Origin of the sequence: Polaribacter atrinae (assembly GCF_038023995.1) — a bacterium.
Taxonomy (GTDB): Bacteria; Bacteroidota; Bacteroidia; order Flavobacteriales; family Flavobacteriaceae; genus Polaribacter; species Polaribacter atrinae.
Genome location: NZ_CP150660.1, coordinates 2,985,359 through 3,002,682 on the forward strand (window position 1 = coordinate 2,985,359; position 17,324 = coordinate 3,002,682).

17 protein-coding genes and 2 tRNA genes are annotated in these 17,324 nt (G+C 30.0%); 10 read left to right on the plus strand and 9 right to left on the minus strand.

What is annotated here, in order from left to right:
• Positions 1–17 precede the first annotated feature (17 nt).
• The gene (locus WG945_RS13010) at positions 18–1,250 is read right to left on the minus strand and encodes a hypothetical protein (protein WP_157603595.1); all 1,233 of its coding nucleotides are present in this window, start codon (positions 1,248–1,250) and stop codon (positions 18–20) included.
• 155 nt (positions 1,251–1,405) lie between these two features.
• Here WG945_RS13010 and proS point away from each other — a divergent pair, with 155 nt between their 5' ends.
• The 5 genes from proS (at position 1,406) to rpsT (WG945_RS13035) (ending at position 4,070) form a co-directional block, all read left to right on the plus strand.
• A complete protein-coding gene (gene proS, locus WG945_RS13015; protein ID WP_068449449.1) occupies positions 1,406–2,884 on the plus strand; it encodes a proline--tRNA ligase in 1,479 nt (492 codons plus the stop codon).
• Positions 2,885–2,980: 96 nt separating this feature from the next.
• A tRNA-Glu gene (locus tag WG945_RS13020) sits at positions 2,981–3,052 on the plus strand.
• Between the two features lie 33 nt (positions 3,053–3,085).
• Positions 3,086–3,337 (plus strand): 30S ribosomal protein S20, encoded by a 252-nt coding sequence (gene rpsT, locus WG945_RS13025; RefSeq protein WP_068449448.1) that lies wholly within the window; start codon positions 3,086–3,088, stop codon positions 3,335–3,337.
• 373 nt (positions 3,338–3,710) lie between these two features.
• Positions 3,711–3,782 (plus strand) — tRNA-Glu (locus WG945_RS13030).
• A gap of 36 nt (positions 3,783–3,818) precedes the next feature.
• Entirely contained in the window at positions 3,819–4,070 is a 252-nt protein-coding gene (gene rpsT / locus WG945_RS13035) for a 30S ribosomal protein S20 (RefSeq protein WP_068449447.1), read from the plus strand.
• Between the two features lie 290 nt (positions 4,071–4,360).
• Here rpsT (WG945_RS13035) and rodA read toward each other — a convergent pair whose 3' ends face one another.
• The 7 genes from rodA to WG945_RS13070 all read right to left on the minus strand — a co-directional run bounded on the left by rodA (position 4,361) and on the right by WG945_RS13070 (position 12,279).
• A complete protein-coding gene (gene rodA, locus WG945_RS13040; RefSeq protein ID WP_068449446.1) occupies positions 4,361–5,641 on the minus strand; it encodes a rod shape-determining protein RodA in 1,281 nt (426 codons plus the stop codon).
• A 1-nt stretch (position 5,642) separates the two neighbouring features.
• A complete protein-coding gene (gene mrdA, locus WG945_RS13045; protein WP_068449445.1) occupies positions 5,643–7,508 on the minus strand; it encodes a penicillin-binding protein 2 in 1,866 nt (621 codons plus the stop codon).
• Positions 7,508–8,011: a rod shape-determining protein MreD gene (gene mreD / locus WG945_RS13050; RefSeq protein ID WP_068449444.1), complete on the minus strand. Its 504-nt coding sequence runs from the start codon at positions 8,009–8,011 to the stop codon at positions 7,508–7,510. Before mreD ends, mrdA begins: the two co-directional genes overlap by 1 nt.
• Positions 8,004–8,834 (minus strand): rod shape-determining protein MreC, encoded by an 831-nt coding sequence (gene mreC, locus WG945_RS13055; RefSeq protein WP_068449443.1) that lies wholly within the window; start codon positions 8,832–8,834, stop codon positions 8,004–8,006. Before mreC ends, mreD begins: the two co-directional genes overlap by 8 nt.
• Positions 8,835–8,853: 19 nt before the next feature.
• Entirely contained in the window at positions 8,854–9,882 is a 1,029-nt protein-coding gene (locus WG945_RS13060; protein ID WP_068449442.1) for a rod shape-determining protein, read from the minus strand.
• Between the two features lie 78 nt (positions 9,883–9,960).
• On the minus strand, positions 9,961–11,487 hold the full coding sequence (gene purH / locus WG945_RS13065; RefSeq protein ID WP_068449441.1) for a bifunctional phosphoribosylaminoimidazolecarboxamide formyltransferase/IMP cyclohydrolase: 1,527 nt from the start codon (positions 11,485–11,487) through the stop codon (positions 9,961–9,963).
• A gap of 339 nt (positions 11,488–11,826) precedes the next feature.
• Complete coding sequence (locus WG945_RS13070; protein ID WP_068449440.1) at positions 11,827–12,279, minus strand: GAF domain-containing protein; 453 nt, start codon at positions 12,277–12,279, stop codon at positions 11,827–11,829.
• A gap of 48 nt (positions 12,280–12,327) precedes the next feature.
• Here WG945_RS13070 and xrtF point away from each other — a divergent pair, with 48 nt between their 5' ends.
• From xrtF to WG945_RS13095, 5 genes are all read left to right on the plus strand, one after another.
• Positions 12,328–12,864: an exosortase family protein XrtF gene (gene xrtF / locus WG945_RS13075; RefSeq protein WP_068449439.1), complete on the plus strand. Its 537-nt coding sequence runs from the start codon at positions 12,328–12,330 to the stop codon at positions 12,862–12,864.
• Positions 12,861–13,292, plus strand: coding sequence for an exosortase F system-associated membrane protein (locus WG945_RS13080; protein ID WP_068449438.1), 432 nt, complete (start codon positions 12,861–12,863; stop codon positions 13,290–13,292). Before xrtF ends, WG945_RS13080 begins: the two co-directional genes overlap by 4 nt.
• Before the next feature lie 44 nt (positions 13,293–13,336).
• Entirely contained in the window at positions 13,337–13,735 is a 399-nt protein-coding gene (locus WG945_RS13085) for an HYC_CC_PP family protein (protein WP_068449437.1), read from the plus strand.
• Positions 13,736–13,854: 119 nt separating this feature from the next.
• On the plus strand, positions 13,855–16,098 hold the full coding sequence (locus WG945_RS13090; protein WP_068449436.1) for a TonB-dependent receptor: 2,244 nt from the start codon (positions 13,855–13,857) through the stop codon (positions 16,096–16,098).
• A 45-nt stretch (positions 16,099–16,143) separates the two neighbouring features.
• On the plus strand, positions 16,144–16,551 hold the full coding sequence (locus WG945_RS13095; RefSeq protein ID WP_068449435.1) for a heavy-metal-associated domain-containing protein: 408 nt from the start codon (positions 16,144–16,146) through the stop codon (positions 16,549–16,551).
• An 89-nt stretch (positions 16,552–16,640) separates the two neighbouring features.
• On the opposite strand, the gene WG945_RS13100 is transcribed toward WG945_RS13095, so the two are convergent.
• Positions 16,641–17,063, minus strand: coding sequence for a hypothetical protein (locus WG945_RS13100; protein WP_068449434.1), 423 nt, complete (start codon positions 17,061–17,063; stop codon positions 16,641–16,643).
• Positions 17,064–17,324: the final 261 nt, after the last annotated feature.

Consider the following 17,324-nt stretch of genomic DNA (forward strand, 5'->3'; position numbering starts at 1 on the left):
AAAGATTTAAAACTTTTTTATCCTCTTCTTCTAGATGAAGAGGAGCTACTAGAACTACTGCTTCTAGTTGGTGTGCTTCTTGTAGAAGAGCTTCTAGTAGGAGTACTTCTTGTTGATGATGACCTAGTTGAAGAAGAGCTTCTTGTAGATGGAGTATATGTATTGTTACTTCTGCTAGAGGTACTGGTTCTTGTTGGTGTACTTCTAGAAGAACTTGTATTTCTGGTAGGGGTAGTTCTACTAGTGCTTCTACTTGTAGATGAGTTAGAACTTCTAGTAGTAGAAGGTGTTGATGATCTTCTTACAACTACAACTTGCCTGTTATTTCTAGTACTTGTATTATTGTTTACGCTTGCACTATTGTTTCTTCTTGTACTAGAGCTACTTCTAGTTCCGCTGCTTCGTGTAGAACTACTGCTTCGTGTAGAACTGCTTCTTCTTGTGGTTGTAGTAGAGCTTCTTCTTGGTGATGTTGTTGTGCTAGTTCTTCTGCTAGTAGTGTTTGTAGGTTGTCTACTTATGGTACTACTTCTTCTTCTGCTGGTTGTGGTGTTTCCACTTCTTGAATTAACGGTACTGTTTTTTCTATATGTACTATTGTTAGTTGTTCTTCTTCCGTAAGTACTGTTTCTATAGGTATTATTTGTGTACCTGTTACTGTAGTTTCTATATCTGTTAGCGTAACCATAATGATAAGGTTGGTAGTAATAAGGAGAATAAAAACCTACACTCCATGCATAATAATTATGGTAAGGATGCCAATAGGGGTTATGGTTCCAAACATATCCTCTATAATTCCAGTTTCTATAACCCCAAGTATCATAGTAATTATAGCCGTAATAATTATTCCAATAAGGACTTTCTATTACATTTATATTTACAGCTACATCGTTATTACTGTTTTGCCCCCAAGGTTGGTTTGATTTGTAGTTTAAAGTTTCATCAATATCTGCTTCATCAATATAAATTGTGTCTACAGAATTGTAATTATCAACATTTGTAAAAACATCATTATTATCTACATTTTCTAAACTATTTAATTTTTTTAAAAAATAATTATCATTGTAATCATCATATCCATCTTGATCAACATAGATAACCTTTCTATTCTCATTATCCGCTAAGTCATTACCATAAATACCATCATCATTGTAAGCACTTTGATATGTACCGCAAGAAACCAATACTAAACTAGTTGTTAGTAGCATTAATAATTGGTTTAGGTTAAGATTTATATATTTTAGTTTCATAATGAATATATTTAGATGAATACTTATTTTATTAATTAAATGTAGCTAAAACTCTTTTAATTATAGTAGTTTTGTACTGTTTTCGTTTAATATAACGAATTTTTAACAAACATTTACACAATAAAGGTAACAATATTTGTGCCAAACTTTTGATTATGAGTAAACATTTAACAAAAAGAGCAGACGATTATTCCAAGTGGTATAACGAGTTAGTAGTGAAAGCAGATTTAGCTGAAAATTCTGCCGTTAGAGGTTGTATGGTTATTAAACCCTATGGTTTTGCTATTTGGGAAAAAATGCAAGCAGAATTAGATAGAATGTTTAAAGAGACTGGGCATGAGAATGCGTATTTTCCATTGTTTGTGCCTAAAAGTTTGTTTGAAGCAGAAGAAAAAAATGCGGAAGGTTTTGCAAAAGAATGTGCTGTAGTTACACATTATCGTTTGCAAAATGACCCTGATAATCCTGGTAAATTAAGAGTAGATCCAGAAGCTAAATTAGAAGAAGAATTAGTAGTTAGACCAACTTCTGAAGCAATTATTTGGAACACATATAAAGGTTGGATTCAGTCTTATAGAGATTTACCTTTATTAATAAATCAATGGGCAAATGTTGTGCGTTGGGAAATGCGTACGCGATTATTTTTGCGTACAGCAGAATTTTTGTGGCAAGAAGGGCATACTGCGCATGCAACAAAAGCAGAAGCAATTACTGAGTCTAGACAAATGCAAGATGTGTATGCAACGTTTGCAGAAAACTTTATGGCAATGCCAGTGGTAAAAGGTGTAAAATCTGATAGCGAGCGTTTTGCTGGTGCGGATGAAACTTACACTATTGAGGCTTTAATGCAAGATGGAAAAGCTTTACAAGCAGGTACTAGTCATTTTTTAGGTCAGAATTTTGCAAAAGCATTTGATGTTAAGTTTACTTCTAAAGAAGGGAAAAAAGAATATGTTTGGGCAACGTCTTGGGGAGTTTCTACTCGTTTGATAGGTGGTTTAATTATGACACATTCTGATGATTTAGGTTTGGTATTACCACCTAAGTTAGCACCTATTCAAGTTGTAATTGTACCTATTTACAAAGGGGAGGAGCAATTAGATGCTATTTCTGAGAAGATGAATGTAATTGTAAAAGAATTGCGATCAAAAGGAATCTCTGTTAAGTTTGATACTAGAGATACATATAGACCAGGGGCAAAATTTGCAGAATACGAACTAAAAGGAGTTCCTGTTAGAATTGCAGTTGGAAATAGAGATTTAGAAAACGGAACTTTAGAGATTGCAAGAAGAGATACTTTAGAAAAACAAATCGTTGCACAAGATGATACTGTTTCTTTTATTGAAAACTTATTAGTAGAAATTCAAGATAATTTATTTAACAAGGCAATTGCTTTTAGAAAAGAACATACAACTGTTGTAGATGATTTTAAAGAATTTAAAAGCGCAATAAAAAATAAAGGAGGTTTTGTTTCCGCTCATTGGGATGGTACAGAAGAAACAGAAGACAGAATAAAAGAATATACCAAGGCTACCATTAGATGTATACCTAATGACGCTAAAGAAGAGGTAGGGGTTTGTGTTTTAACAGGGAAACCTTCTTCTAGAAGGGTTCTTTTTGCGAAAGCATATTAATTTTATAAAAAAAAACGTTTTTTTTTATAAAACTGTTGCAAGATTTAAAAAACATTGTATATTTGCAGCCGCAATTAGGATATACTTGATTGTTATGGTCCGTTCGTCTAGGGGTTAGGACGCATGGTTTTCATCCATGTAACACGGGTTCGATTCCCGTACGGACTACAATGTTTTATTAAAAAAACAAATTAAAGTATTATGGCAAATCACAAGTCAGCATTAAAGAGAATTAGAAGTAACGAAACTAAAAGGTTACGTAATAAATATCAGCATAAAACTACTCGTAATGCTGTAAGAGATTTACGTTCTGTAGAAGATAAGAAAGATGCAGAAGAAAAATTAGTAAAAGTTATTTCTATGTTAGATAAATTAGCAAAAACTAATATTATCCATAAAAATAAAGCGGCTAATTTAAAATCTAAATTAACAAAGCACGTAGCTGCATTGTAATATTTAAGCCTTAAAAATTTAAAACTCTGAATAGTAATATTCAGAGTTTTTTTTGCTCTTAATTTAAGTCTTCCATCTTATTTTAAGTTAAATCTTTATTATAGATTCGCAATACAGAATTGTTTATATACTTGTTATTGGTATTTTTTATAAAAAAAAATATAAATATTTTTATTTTCTTGAAATTAATTTAAGAAAGACTGTGTAGCTTGTTAGTTGTTGTTTATTAGTGTTTTATGCTGGTAATGTCTGTTCTGTTTTTATTTTAGATCAATTATTTTTTAAAAAAATAGTATATTTTATAAAAATTACTTGCAGGAATTAAAAAACATTGTATATTTGCAGCCGCAATTAAGGCAATTTTAATTGTTATGGTCCGTTCGTCTAGGGGTTAGGACGCATGGTTTTCATCCATGTAACACGGGTTCGATTCCCGTACGGACTACAAGTTTTAATATAAAAAACTAATAAATTAAGTATTATGGCAAATCATCAGTCAGCATTAAAGAGAATTAGAAGTAACGAAGCTAAAAGGTTACGTAACAAATATCAGCATAAAACTACACGTAATGCTGTAAGAGATTTACGTGCTGCGGAAGATAAAACTGATGCAGAAACTAAATTAGGTAAGGTTATTTCTATGTTAGATAAGTTAGCTAAGAATAACATTATTCACAAAAATAAAGCTGCTAATTTAAAATCTAAATTAACAAAGCAGGTTGCTGCATTGTAAGGTTTTAATAGCATATAAAATTTAAAAGCTCTGAATGAAGATTCAGAGCTTTTTTTTGTTCTAAATTTAAAAATTATTTCACTCAATTCTAAAAGTAGTTTTTATTCTTTTAATATGAATTAGGTCTCTAATTTAATGTCTAAAGCCTTTGGTTACAGCTTGCCTAAGCCTATTAAGTTTTGTGTAATGGATTTATTAGAGCTAGTTTTTAATATCTAGTATAAGGGCTGTTATTAATTGTTTAATTGGTAGGTTAACGATCTATCTATAGGTGGTTTTAAGAATTGGTTTTACCAATCGTAATGCTTATGTGCATCTAATCTTATAAATATAAAGAGTAAGATTGTAAAGCCCCAAAGTGATGAGCCTCCGTAGCTAAAAAAGGGTAGAGGTATACCAACAGTTGGTAGTAATCCTATAACCATTCCTATATTTACAATAACATGAAAAAAGAGAATAGACGCTACACTGTAGCCATATATTCGTCCAAACTTATTGCTATGTGTTTCCGATAGGTAAACTATTCTATACATCATCAACATAAAAAGAATAATAACAATGCTACTTCCTAAGAACCCCCATTCTTCTCCAATCGTACTAAAAATATAATCGGTGTGTTGCTCTGGTACAAAATCTCCCTTAGTAATATCACCTTTTAAAAAACCTTTACCTGTCCAACCACCAGAGCTGATTGTTAATTCTGATTGATGTGAATTGTATCCAATATTCTTTTTATCCGTTTTTAGGCCTAATAATACTTCAAAACGATCTCTGTGGTGTTGTTTAAAAATATTATTATAAGTAAAGTTTGTTCCAAATACAAAGAGTGTAGTAACTATATACAAGGCTAATACTTTGTACCAATTAAAGCGAAAAAATCTTTTTCCTCCTCTATAAATGGCATAACCAACAGCTATTGTAATTAATGATAATAGGGTAATTAATACGGAAGCAAATCCGAAGAAAATAGTTGAAATAAAAATAACGATAGCCAAAGTACCCAAAATTATGTAATTTAGGGTTAATCCCTCTCTGTTTAGAACAAAGAAAAACGCTAAGTAAATTAAGGCGGAACCTGCATCTGGTTGCAAGGTAATTAGCACTGCTGGAGTAAAAATAATTATAAAAGCCTTAATTTGGTTCTTAATTAAGCTCAAATTGTATTGCCTATCACTTAAAAGCTTGGCAACTGCGAGTGCTGTAAATGCTTTTACAAATTCAGATGGTTGTAAACTCATACCTCCAAAGTTAAACCAAGATTTTGCGCCATTTATTTCTTTACCAAGTGGAAATAAAAGCATTAACATAATCAAAGAAATTATGTAAAATATACTTGAATATTTCTCGTAAAATTTAGAATTAAAAAAAAGAATGATCACAATTAATGGAACACTTAAAATAATCCAAAGAATTTGTTTACCATAATTAGTAGAAAAATCTAATATCTGTATATTGTCTTCAGTTTTGGATGCAGCATATATATTCATCCAGCCAAAACCGACAAGAATAGCAAATAAGAAAACTAAAAGCCAATCTATCTCAGCAAAAATGTTATTTCGTTCTTGGCGCAATTTATTGTTGTTTTTGATTTAATTTAGCGTAAATATCTTCTAAATTTAAGTCTAACATTCTTTGTTCTCTATATTTGTTTTCTTTAGATATACTGCCGTTTATATACTTTTCTATAAGTAAACTGGTAATTGGAGCAGCGATTGTAGATCCATATCCACCATTTTCAACAAAAATTGCTATTGCTATTTTTGGGTTTTCTTTAGGCGCAAATGCTACTAGAATTGAATGATCTGGCAGTTGAATTTTTTGACCGTCTATTCTAGCAAAGTTTTCTGCAGTTCCGGTTTTTCCACAAATTTCAATACCTTCTACTTGATTAAATCTCCCTGTTCCTGTCTTAAATACTTCGTGCATTGCTTCAACTACTGGAGAAAAATACTTTTTATCTATCGTTGTTTTTTTTGCAATTGTATATACAGAATCTTTAATAGGATTTTTATTCACTTCTTTTAATACGTGTGGTGTATAGAAATACCCTCTGTTGGCAATTACTGCTGTAAAATTAGCTAGCTGAATAGGTGTTGTTAAAACTTCTCCTTGACCAATTGCGTTAGATATGGTGGTGGAACCATTCCAAGAATATCTATAAATATCATCATAATATTTTCCGGTAGGTATTAAACCAGGACTTCCAGCAGGTAAATCATACCCTAAATAATTACCTAAACCAAAACTGGCAATATGATTATGCCAAGTGTCTAAACCTTCTGATGGTTTATTGTTTTTTTCTATAATTTTCTTATAGGTTTGAGAAAAGTAAGTGTTACAAGATCTAGCAATGGCTGCTTTTAGTTGTACTGGCCTTCCTGTAATTCCGCAATGGCATCCCATAAAAGCACCTGCTCTGCTACCGTATCTAAACCCGTGATTACATCTAAAACCTGTATCCTCTGTAATTACACCTTCTTGAAGACCAATTAATGCATTCATCATTTTAAATGGAGAACCAGGAGCATAAGTTGCTAATAAACCTCTGTCATAAGAAGGTTTACTTATAGTGTCGTTAAATAGAATGGTAGAGTTTTTAGATCGCTTTCTACCAACTAACATATTTGGGTCGTAGGATGGAGCAGTTACCAGTGCTAAGATTTCTCCGGTTGATGGTTCTATAGCTACAATTCCACCTCTTTTACCAGACATTAGTTTTTGAGCATATAGTTGTAGCTCTATATCTAAGGTTAAAGTTAAGTCTTTTCCATTTTCAGGTAAAGTATCATATTTACCATCTAAATAAGCACCTGTAACTTTATTTAGGTTGTTTCTTTGTAGGTATTTTTTTCCTTTAGTACCTCTTAGATAATCTTCATACTGTCTTTCAATTCCATCTTTTCCAATTAACTCACCAGGTTGATAGTAGGCATTTTCCTTTGCTAAAGTTTCGTTTACTTCTCCAATATAACCAAGTACATTTGCAGCAGCATTTATAGGATATTTTCTAATGATTCTTTTCTGAATATAGAATCCAGTGTATTTATGTAATTTTTCTTGAAGAAAAGCAAAATCTTCTTTTGCCAATTGTTTTAAAAAAACAGAAGGTAAATAAGGAGCATAATTGTTCGCTTTTTTAAATCTTTTTAAAAAATCATCTTTGTCTATTTTTAAAAGATTACAAAACTCAATAGTATCTAATGGTTTCACCTGGTTTGGTTGCACCATTACGTCATAAGAAAGTTGATTTGCTACTAAAAGTTTACCGTTTCTATCATAAACATAACCTCTCTCTGGATAATCATATTCTGTTTTTACAGCAGAATTATGAATAGGGTCATAGCTAGCGCCTCTAACTACCTGTAATTGAAATAGCCTTCCAATAAAAATGATCCCGACAAATGTGATTAAAAAATAGAGTAAAAAACTTCTTTGCATTATTCGCTTTTAGTAAAAATATAAGTTCCGAGAAAAAATAAAATCAATGTAAAAACACTAGAATATAATGTGTTTAAAAAAACCATAGATAAATTTTGAAAACTAAAATTAGCAAAAGAAAAATAAATAAGGTGGTGTATAATTGTTAAAGTTACAACATAGTTAAAAACTTTACCAAAAGATTCTGATTTTAAACTGAAAAAAGGATAATCTGCGGGTATTTTTCTAAAATATACATTCACAAAAAACAACCTGATATAAGCAATAAATAAAGTTGCAAATGCATGTATTCCTCCAGAATCTGAAAAGAAATCAACAAATAATCCTAGAAGAAAACTTATAAAAAGAAAAGAATATCTTTTTTCATTTAAAGGGTATAGAATAACAAAGCTTATATAAAGATATGGGTTTATATGCCCTAAAAAATTTATATTATTTAGAACTAGCACTTGCAAAAAAAGCAAGAATACAAAAGATAAAATTTGATTTATACTTTTATTCATTGCTCGTGTTTTCTAAAAATTTCAGTTCTTCTTTGTCTAGGTTTTTAATAATATAAACATAACCAAGGTTGCTCATATCATTAAATAATTTTACATCTACTTGGTTGTTAGCCGTGTTTCCTTTGTTTATTTTTGAGATAGTACCAATAGGTATTCCCTCCGGAAAAATAGTAGATTTCCCTCCTGTTTCTATGGTGTCACCAATTTTTAATGGAGCTTGTCTAGGGATATCGTGTAATTGAACAATATTATAATCTACACTGTTCCATTTTAATGTTCCGTAATAAAAAGTGTTTCCTTTAAGGCGTGCATTAATACCACTATTTTTATTCAAAATAGATTGTACTCTCGTATAATTATTTGATGAGTTTTCTGTAATCCCAATAATTCCTCTGCTATTAATTACAGCCATTTCTTTATCTATATTTTGATTTTTACCTTTATTTATAGTTAAAAAATTAAATGGTTTAGAATAATTATTATTGATGATTTTTGCGTTTGTAAAAGTATAATTTTGATGATATTGTAATGAATCTATAACGGTAGAATCAATATCAAAATTTATAGATTTATTTTTCTCTAATAGATTTTTTAGACGCGTATTCTCTTCTGATAAAAATTTATTTTCAGATTTTAATCCTAAATATTCTGTAGAATTAGAAAGAGTTGTAAGTAAGCCACCTGTAACACTATTAGCAGAGTTTATAAACTTGCTTTTATGAAAACTTAGGTTGTTAAAAGTAAATGTTAGCGCTATAAACTCTAACAATATAAAAAACAGAAAATACTTAAACTTCTGAAAAAAATAGATAATCTGCTGCATTGTTAGAACTTAAAAACTACTATTTCATTAATACATTTTTGTATTTTTTTAATTCTTTTAAGGCAATTCCTGTTCCACGAACAACCGCTCTTAAAGGGTCTTCTGCAACATAAACTGGTAAATCTGTTTTTCTAGATAAACGTTTGTCTAAACCTCTTAACATAGAGCCTCCTCCTGCTAAGTAAATACCTGTGTTATAAATATCAGCCGCTAATTCTGGCGGAGTTTTAGATAAAGTTTCCATAACAGCATCTTCAATCCTTAAAATAGATTTGTCTAATGCTTTTGCAATTTCTCTATAAGAAACTTGTACTTGTTTTGGTTTTCCGCTTAATAAGTCTCTACCTTGAACTAACATTTCATCTGGTGGAGTTTCTAAATCTTCTGTTGCGGCACCAATGGTGATTTTTATTTTTTCTGCGGTAGATTCTCCAACATGTAAATTGTGTTGGGTACGCATATAATACATAATATCATTTGTAAAAAGATCTCCTGCAACTTTTACAGATTGATCACAAACAATACCACCTAATGCTATTACAGCAATTTCTGTTGTACCACCACCTATATCAATAATCATGTTTCCTTTTGGCTCCATAATGTCTATACCAACACCAATTGCAGCAGCCATAGGCTCATAAATTAAATAGATTTCTTTTGCATTCATGTGCTTTGCAGAATCACGAACTGCTCGTTTTTCTACTTCTGTAATTCCAGAAGGAATACAGATAACCATTCTTAATGCTGGTGGAAATAAACGCTTTTTAATGGAAGGAATTTGCTTTACAAATTCTTTAATCATCTGTTCTGATGCTTCAAAATCTGCAATAACTCCGTCTTTTAAAGGACGAATTGTTTTAATATTTTCATGGGTTTTTCCTTGCATTAGGTTGGCTTCTTTACCAATTGCAATGATTTCTCCAGTAATTCTGTTCCTGGCAACAATAGAAGGACTATCAATAACCACTTTTCCGTTGTGGATTATTAAAGTATTTGCGGTACCTAAATCAATCGCAATATCTTCCGTCATAAAATCGAAAAAACCCATAAAATATATTTGTTGTTTTATTCTTGATGTATTCTTACAAAATTACTAAAATTCTGTGTGTAAAATACATATTTATTATTAATGTTTAAAATGTCTTGTCCCAGTCATTACCATAGATAAATTGTTTTCATTACAATAGTCTATACTTAATTGATCTTTAATAGATCCACCAGGTTGAATAACACTTTTTATTCCTGCTTTATCTGCAATTTCTACACAATCTGGAAAAGGAAAAAATGCATCACTAGCCATAACACTTCCATTTAAATCAAATTTAAAAGAATTTGCTTTTTCAATAGCTTGGTTTAATGCATCAACTCTACTTGTTTGTCCTGTTCCTCCTGCCAATAATTGTTTGTTTTTAACAAGTGTTATGGTGTTAGATTTTGTGTTTTTACACAATTTAGAAGCAAATAACAAATCATCTAACTCATTTTGAGTTGGCTTATTGTTGGTTACGTACTTTAAATCTGATAATTGATCTGTAATACTATCTTTATCTTGAACTAAAGAACCATTTAAACAAGTTCTTACGGTTGTAGTAGGTAAAGCAACGTCTTTTTGAATTAAAATAATTCTGTTTTTCTTTCCTTTTAAAATTGCTAATGCGTCTTCAGAAAAAGAAGGAGCAATTACAACTTCGCAAAATAAAGTGTGAATTTTCTCTGCAGTTTCTTTGTCTATCTCTGTGTTTGCAATTAAAACACCACCAAAAGCAGAAACTGGATCTCCAGCTAAAGCATCTGTATAAGCTTGACTAATAGTGTCTCTTTGTGCAAAACCACAAGCATTGTTGTGTTTTAAAATAGCAAAAGTAGGTGCTTCACCTTTAAATTCTTGAATTAAATTTACAGCAGCATCTACATCTAATAAATTGTTGTAGCTTAATTCTTTACCGTGAAGTTTGTCAAACATTGCTTCTAAGTCTCCAAAGAAATATCCTTTTTGATGAGGGTTTTCTCCATAACGTAAAACGTTTGCATTTTGTTCACTTGCCTTATAAACTATTTCATCTTCGTTAAAATAGTTAAAAATAGCAGTATCATAATGAGAAGAAATATTAAATGCTTTTGCGGCAAGTTTTTTTCTTTCAGAAATGGTAGTTTCACCATTGCCTTCAGAAAGAGTGTTTAAGAAACCTTCATATTGGTCCATAGAAGAAACAATAACAGTGTCTTTAAAATTCTTTGCAGCAGCTCTAATTAAAGAGATTCCTCCAATATCAATTTTCTCTACAATATCTTGTTCAGGTGCTCCAGAAGCTACTGTTTTTTCGAATGGATATAAATCTACAATTACTAAATCTATTTGTGGAATATTAAATTCTGCTAATTCAGCAACATCGCTTTCATTGTCTTGTCTGTTAAGAATTCCTCCAAAAACCTTTGGATGCAATGTTTTAACTCTTCCACCAAGAATAGAAGGATAAGAAGTAACTTCGTCTACCGGAATTACATTGATTCCTAAATCTTTTATAAACTTCTCTGTACCACCTGTAGAATAGATTGTTACATTAAGTTCATTTAATTTTTTTACAACTGGTTCTAGACCATCTTTGTGAAATACCGAAATTAATGCGGATTTAATTGTTTTTGAAGTGCTCATTTAGTGTTGTGTTGTTAAGCGTGCAAATTTAGGTAAAGCAATCTTCTAAGGCAATAAAAGATAGTAACAAAACAAGTAAGTAATTAACAACAAAGTTTTAATGAGGTTTTTTTGTATAGAAAAAAAACAAATCCACTACTCGGCGTTATCTAAAAAATCTCGAAACCAAACAACAAAATTATCTATAATGGATGTTTTTTTTGAAGCGTAATTAGAAGTTGCGTTTTTAGACGTTAATGTAGTGGATTCATGTTTTTTCATTATTTAGGGGTTATGTCGATTTTTGTATTGTATTATTTTTATCAAAAATAATGAAAAATTAAATATAAATCAACGAAATTAAAGAATATTTGATAATTTTTTGCAAATATACTCTAAAAGTGCCTCGTCCTTTGCGGAAAATGTATTTGCTGTATGAGAGTCTATATCAATTTGACCAATGTTCTCTCCAGCTACAAAAATTGGAATAACAATTTCAGATTTTACTTTCCATCCGCAAGAAATATAATTTTCTTGAGCAGAAACATCTTGTACTACAAAGTTTTCATTACTAAGAGCTACTTGTCCGCAAATACCTTTCCCAAAAGGAATAATGGTGTGTTCTGTTTCTTCTCCTGTATATTGCGCTAGTTTAAGCTCGTTTTTATCTCCGTTTTTAAAATAAAAACCAACCCAATCATAGTAAGAGATTTCTTTTTCTAAATAATCGCATATCGCTTGTAATTTTTCGTCTCTTGTACTGTTAGACGAGATAATTTTGTCGATCTGTTGTTGTAAAATATCTATATTCATTTGTATATTCGTTGTGTAAATAAGTGGCAAAATTAATTAAAATTTATTGTGAAAAAATATAAAAGCATCATCATTTTTCTGATTAAGTTTTTTGTAACCTATTTTTTGTTAGTTACAATTTATAACAGTTACTTACAGCATTCTCAAGAAAAAGAAGGTGTTTATAAAACGGCTTCCATTACAACACTTGTTGCCGACCAAACCGTAAAAGTGCTTACTTTTTTCGGTTATAATGTAGAAGCGATTCAGCATGATAAAGAGGTTTCTGTTAAATTGGTTATAGAAGGTGAGTATACTGCTAGGGTTATAGAAGGTTGTAATTCTATTAGTTTAATTATTTTATTTATTTCATTTATTATTGCCTTTTCAGGATCTTTTAAAGCTACTTTCTTGTTTGCTATTTTTGGAAGTATTTTTATTTATGTAGTAAACGTTTTAAGAATAGCTTTTCTTACGGTAATGATATATAAGTTTCCGGAACAGCTAGGTATTTTGCATGATCTAGTTTTTCCTGCTATTATTTATGGGGCCATATTTTTATTATGGGTTGTGTGGGTTAACAAGTTCTCTAATTTAAAAAAATGAATACATATATAAAAACTGCATTAGCAATACTTCTTTTTTTGCTACTTTTTGTGGTAAGATCTGCGTCTTCTAATTTGTTTTATGATCCATTAATGGAATATTTTAAAAACGATTATTTATATAAAAATATAGATCAATTAGATGTATGGCGATTAATGTTACACATGCTGTATAGGTATGTGTTAAATTCTGTTATAACATTAGGTTTAATTTGGGTTTTGTTTGAAAGAAAAGACTACCTAAAGTTTTCTGCTTTCTTTTTAATGATAGCCTTTGTATTGCTTATGGTGATTTTTATGATTTTAATTAGAGATAACTTTGAAGGTGGCTATTTATTACCATTTTACATACGTAGATTTATAATTCACCCACTATTTTTACTCATATCGTTGCCTGCTTTTTATTATCAAAAGCTGAGTAATAGGTAATTTAATAAACAGTTTGATTTTCTTGTTGTAAATTTGCAAAAGCAATGAAACAATTTTTTTCTAAAATAGCGTCTTTTTTATTAGCACTCTTAGTGTTGTTTTCTACGTTTTCTTTTACTGTAGAAAAGCATTATTGTGGTGATTCTTTAATAGATGTTTCTTATGTAGGGGCAGCTAATGATTGTGATTTAGAAATGCAAAAAATTACTGCTAAAGAAAACTGTTGTAAAGATGAAGTTCATCAAATTAAAGGACAGGATCAATTAAGACAAACTCAGGTAGATGATTTTGATTTTTCTAAACAACAATTTCTAGCGGCATTTTATATTTCTTTTAATGATTTATTTTTAGAAAAGGAGTTAAAGAAAATAAATGCTAATAATACTTCACCTCCTGATACTTCTTTAGATTATCAGGTTCTATATCAATCTTTTTTAATTTGATTTTAATCAATAAGTTTTTGTAGAGTTTTTTTGATACTATAAATTCTTTGAAATTGTTGTTCCTGTAAAAACAGGAATCTTAAAGTGCAATATTCAGTAATGATTAAAATTCAAATACAATGAAAAAATACATAATAAGTAGTTTCTTGCTACTTATTCCTGTGATTCTCTTTTCTCAAACTACATTTAAAGGGATGATTATGGATAAAAATAACCCTAAAGATAATTTAGGTGTTGCCGATGTAACTGTGCATTGGTTAGGTACAAACGTGAGTGCAATTACTAATAAAAAGGGATGGTTTACTATAGATTACAAACCAGAATTTAAAAAGTTAGTGGTTAATTATTTAGGCTATAAGACAGATACTTTAACGGTTACAAGTTTAAAGCCTGTGTATCATTATATTACACTAGAAGGTAATTTAGATGAAGTAATTATTAAAAGTAAAAGAAATGCAATTCAAAAATCTTTTTTGTCTACGGCTAATATGTTTACTGTAAATGCAGAAGAGTTATTAAAGGCGGCATGTTGTAATTTGGCCGAAAGTTTTGAAACCAACCCTTCTATAGATGTTAGTTTTTCTGATGCTTTAACAGGAACGAAACAAATACAAATGTTAGGTTTAACAAGTCCTTATTTATCAATTACACAAGAAAATATTCCTTCTGTTAGAGGTGCGGCCCAGGTTTTCGGACTCACATTTACACCAGGTACTTGGGTAGAAAGTATACAGATTACAAAAGGAGCAGGTTCTGTTGTAAATGGGTATGAAAGTATATCTGGACAAATAAATGCAGAATTGGTGAAACCTTTTTCTGATAATAAATTCTTTGTTAATGCCTATTCTTCTTTAAATGGAAGACTCGAATTAAATACACATTTTAACCAAAAAGTTTCAGATAAATGGTCTACAGGTATTTATATTCATGGAGATTATAGAGGAGAAAGGTTTGATAAAAATGATGATAATTTTTTAGACAATCCTTTAACTGATCAAGTAAATGTAATGAACCGTTGGCAATATGTAGATGCAGAAAAGGGGTGGGTGAGTTTTATTAATGTACGTTTTTTAAATGATGAAAAACAAACAGGTGAGATTGATTTTAATCCATCTTTAGATAAAGGAACCACAAATGCTTGGGGAAGTGAAATAGATACAAGACGTTTTGAGACTTCTGCTAAATTAGGGTATGTTTTTCCTGAGTTGCCTTTTCAAAGTGTAAGTCTTCAGTTTGCGTATAGTAACCATCAGCAAGATTCTTATTTTGGACAAAAAATTTATGATATAGAGCATGAAAGCATATTTTCTAATATTATTTTTAATTCTATCATAGGGGACACTAGAAATAAGTTTAAAACAGGACTTAGCTTTACACATGATAATTATGATGAGTTGGTAAATATTACCAATTACGATAGAAAAGAAACTTCTGCTGGCGCCTTTTTTGAGTACGCATTTGATAATTTAGATGATTTTAGCCTAACTGCAGGTTTGCGTATAGATACTCATAATTTATTAGGGACTTTTGTTACTCCTAGAATTCATGCAAGATATGTGCCTTGGGAAAGCAGTGTTTTTAGAGCTTCTGCAGGAAGAGGAAAGCGAAGTGCTAATATTTTTGCAGAAAATCAACAATTATTTGCAAGTTCAAGAGCTATTAATATTGATGATGTTGGTGGTAATATCTACGGATTAAATCCGGAAGTTGCTTGGAACTACGGAGTTTCTTATATGCAAAGATTTAACTTATTCAATAAAAAGGGAGATGTTACTTTCGATTTTTATCAAACAGACTTTTCCAATCAGGTTGTGGTAGATTGGGAGAATCCACAAGAAATATCATTTTATAATTTAGATGGAAAAAGTATAGCGAATAGTTTTCAGTTGGAAGTAAACTATAATATTGCGCCGTATTTTAATTTTAGAACAGCATATAAGTATTTTGATATTTCTACTGAGTATACTTCTGGTAATTTGCAAAAACCAATACAACCTAAAAATAGATTTTTTGCCAATCTTTCTTATGAAACTCCGGCTAAAGAAAGTGGGGCTCAATGGAAGTTTGATGTTACTTTTAATAATATAGGAAAACAGCGCTTACCAAATACGGTATCTAATCCTGTACAATATCAATTGCCATCACATTCAGATTCTTATCAATTGTTGAATTCGCAAATTACAAAGGTTTTTTCAGACAAGTTTGAGGTTTATGTTGGTGCGGAAAACTTAACAAATGTTCAGCAGAAAAATCCTATTTTAGCAAGTGATGATCCTTTTGGGGATTATTTTGATAGTACAATTGTGTATTCTCCTATTTTTGGAAGAGCATTTTACACGGGATTAAGATTTAAAATTAAATAGCCCACTTTGTGGGATTAAGTATCATACTATAAAATTATAATAAAGATGAAAAAAGTACTATTCGTATTAAGTTTATGTTTGATTGGTTTTTCAGCACAATCACAAGAAGTAAAAAAGAAAAAAAGTGCAAAAGTAACTATAGAAGTAGATGGAATTTGCGGTATGTGTAAAAAACGTATTGAAACAGCTGCTTTAAAAACAAAAGGGGTAAAGTTTGCAATTTGGAGTGTAGAAACACATCAATTAAATTTAATTTTAGACGAACGTAAAACAGATGTTGAGACTATTCAACAAAATGTTTTAGCTGTTGGTCATGATGTTGTTTTAGCTGAAGAAAACATCTTAAAAGCAACAGATGAAGCTTATGGTTCTGTGCACGGTTGTTGTAAGTATAGAGATGAGGAAATAATTAAAGACCATAATGGAGATTTAAAAAAACAGAAGAAGCAGTAGTTTACTTTATTTTAAATAAAAAATCCGATAGAATTTGATTTCTATCGGTTTTTTTTTAATTTATGAAGTATGTTATAATTAGTTTTATGCTATATTTTGGAAATGTATATTTTTTTGTCATAGCTTACATTTGATGTGCTAATTTTTTTGATTTCTTTCATTCTAACATTGTCTAATAAATGAAAGTTATTGGCTAGATGACCAATAGCAAGTTCGTTATCTATAAATATTGTAGTTTTATTTTCAGAGATATGAGGGGTTAGGTTATTAGGTAATACTCTTCCTCCAATATTGTTATTCATATTTCTTTTATTTCTAATAACTTGATTTACGGTATTGTTCTTAATCTTAGTTTCTCTAGATAAGTAATCTAATACAAGTTGGTTTGTTTTTACTTCTCCATTTTCAACAATAATTGTTGGTGTTTTTTTCTTTTGTTTAGTGTTTTCTTGAGCAACAAATGTTAAAGAACATAATGTTAAGATTGTTAATAAAATTTTTCTTGTTTTCATTTCAATATGTTTTTAAGGTTATTGTAATATCATCAATAATTATACCTAAATATTAAGTAATTCTTATTTTTATTTAGTCAATGATGTGAGTATTTCATTATCTAAAGGTAGTAATTCAATTTTAATAATTTTAAACATTGTTTAAATATTGTTCTTAAAGTAAAATATTGGTTGTGTTTTTATAATTCCACTCTGTGAAAATTTATAAAAAAAAATCCGATAGAATAATTTCTATCGGATTTTTTATCATATTTCACATAG

Coding starts and splice junctions, on each gene's coding strand:
- WG945_RS13070 (WP_068449440.1), bottom strand. CDS start 12,279: ATGAATATAGATATTTTACAACAACAGATCGACAAAATTATCTCGTCT.
- WG945_RS13095 (WP_068449435.1), top strand. CDS start 16,144: ATGAAAAAAGTACTATTCGTATTAAGTTTATGTTTGATTGGTTTTTCA.
- purH (WP_068449441.1), bottom strand. CDS start 11,487: ATGAGCACTTCAAAAACAATTAAATCCGCATTAATTTCGGTATTTCAC.
- rpsT (WP_068449448.1), top strand. CDS start 3,086: ATGGCAAATCACAAGTCAGCATTAAAGAGAATTAGAAGTAACGAAACT.
- proS (WP_068449449.1), top strand. CDS start 1,406: ATGAGTAAACATTTAACAAAAAGAGCAGACGATTATTCCAAGTGGTAT.
- mreD (WP_068449444.1), bottom strand. CDS start 8,011: ATGAATAAAAGTATAAATCAAATTTTATCTTTTGTATTCTTGCTTTTT.
- WG945_RS13060 (WP_068449442.1), bottom strand. CDS start 9,882: ATGGGTTTTTTCGATTTTATGACGGAAGATATTGCGATTGATTTAGGT.
- WG945_RS13090 (WP_068449436.1), top strand. CDS start 13,855: ATGAAAAAATACATAATAAGTAGTTTCTTGCTACTTATTCCTGTGATT.
- WG945_RS13010 (WP_157603595.1), bottom strand. CDS start 1,250: ATGAAACTAAAATATATAAATCTTAACCTAAACCAATTATTAATGCTA.
- WG945_RS13100 (WP_068449434.1), bottom strand. CDS start 17,063: ATGAAAACAAGAAAAATTTTATTAACAATCTTAACATTATGTTCTTTA.
- mreC (WP_068449443.1), bottom strand. CDS start 8,834: ATGCAGCAGATTATCTATTTTTTTCAGAAGTTTAAGTATTTTCTGTTT.
- WG945_RS13080 (WP_068449438.1), top strand. CDS start 12,861: ATGAATACATATATAAAAACTGCATTAGCAATACTTCTTTTTTTGCTA.
- rpsT (WP_068449447.1), top strand. CDS start 3,819: ATGGCAAATCATCAGTCAGCATTAAAGAGAATTAGAAGTAACGAAGCT.
- mrdA (WP_068449445.1), bottom strand. CDS start 7,508: ATGCAAAGAAGTTTTTTACTCTATTTTTTAATCACATTTGTCGGGATC.
- WG945_RS13085 (WP_068449437.1), top strand. CDS start 13,337: ATGAAACAATTTTTTTCTAAAATAGCGTCTTTTTTATTAGCACTCTTA.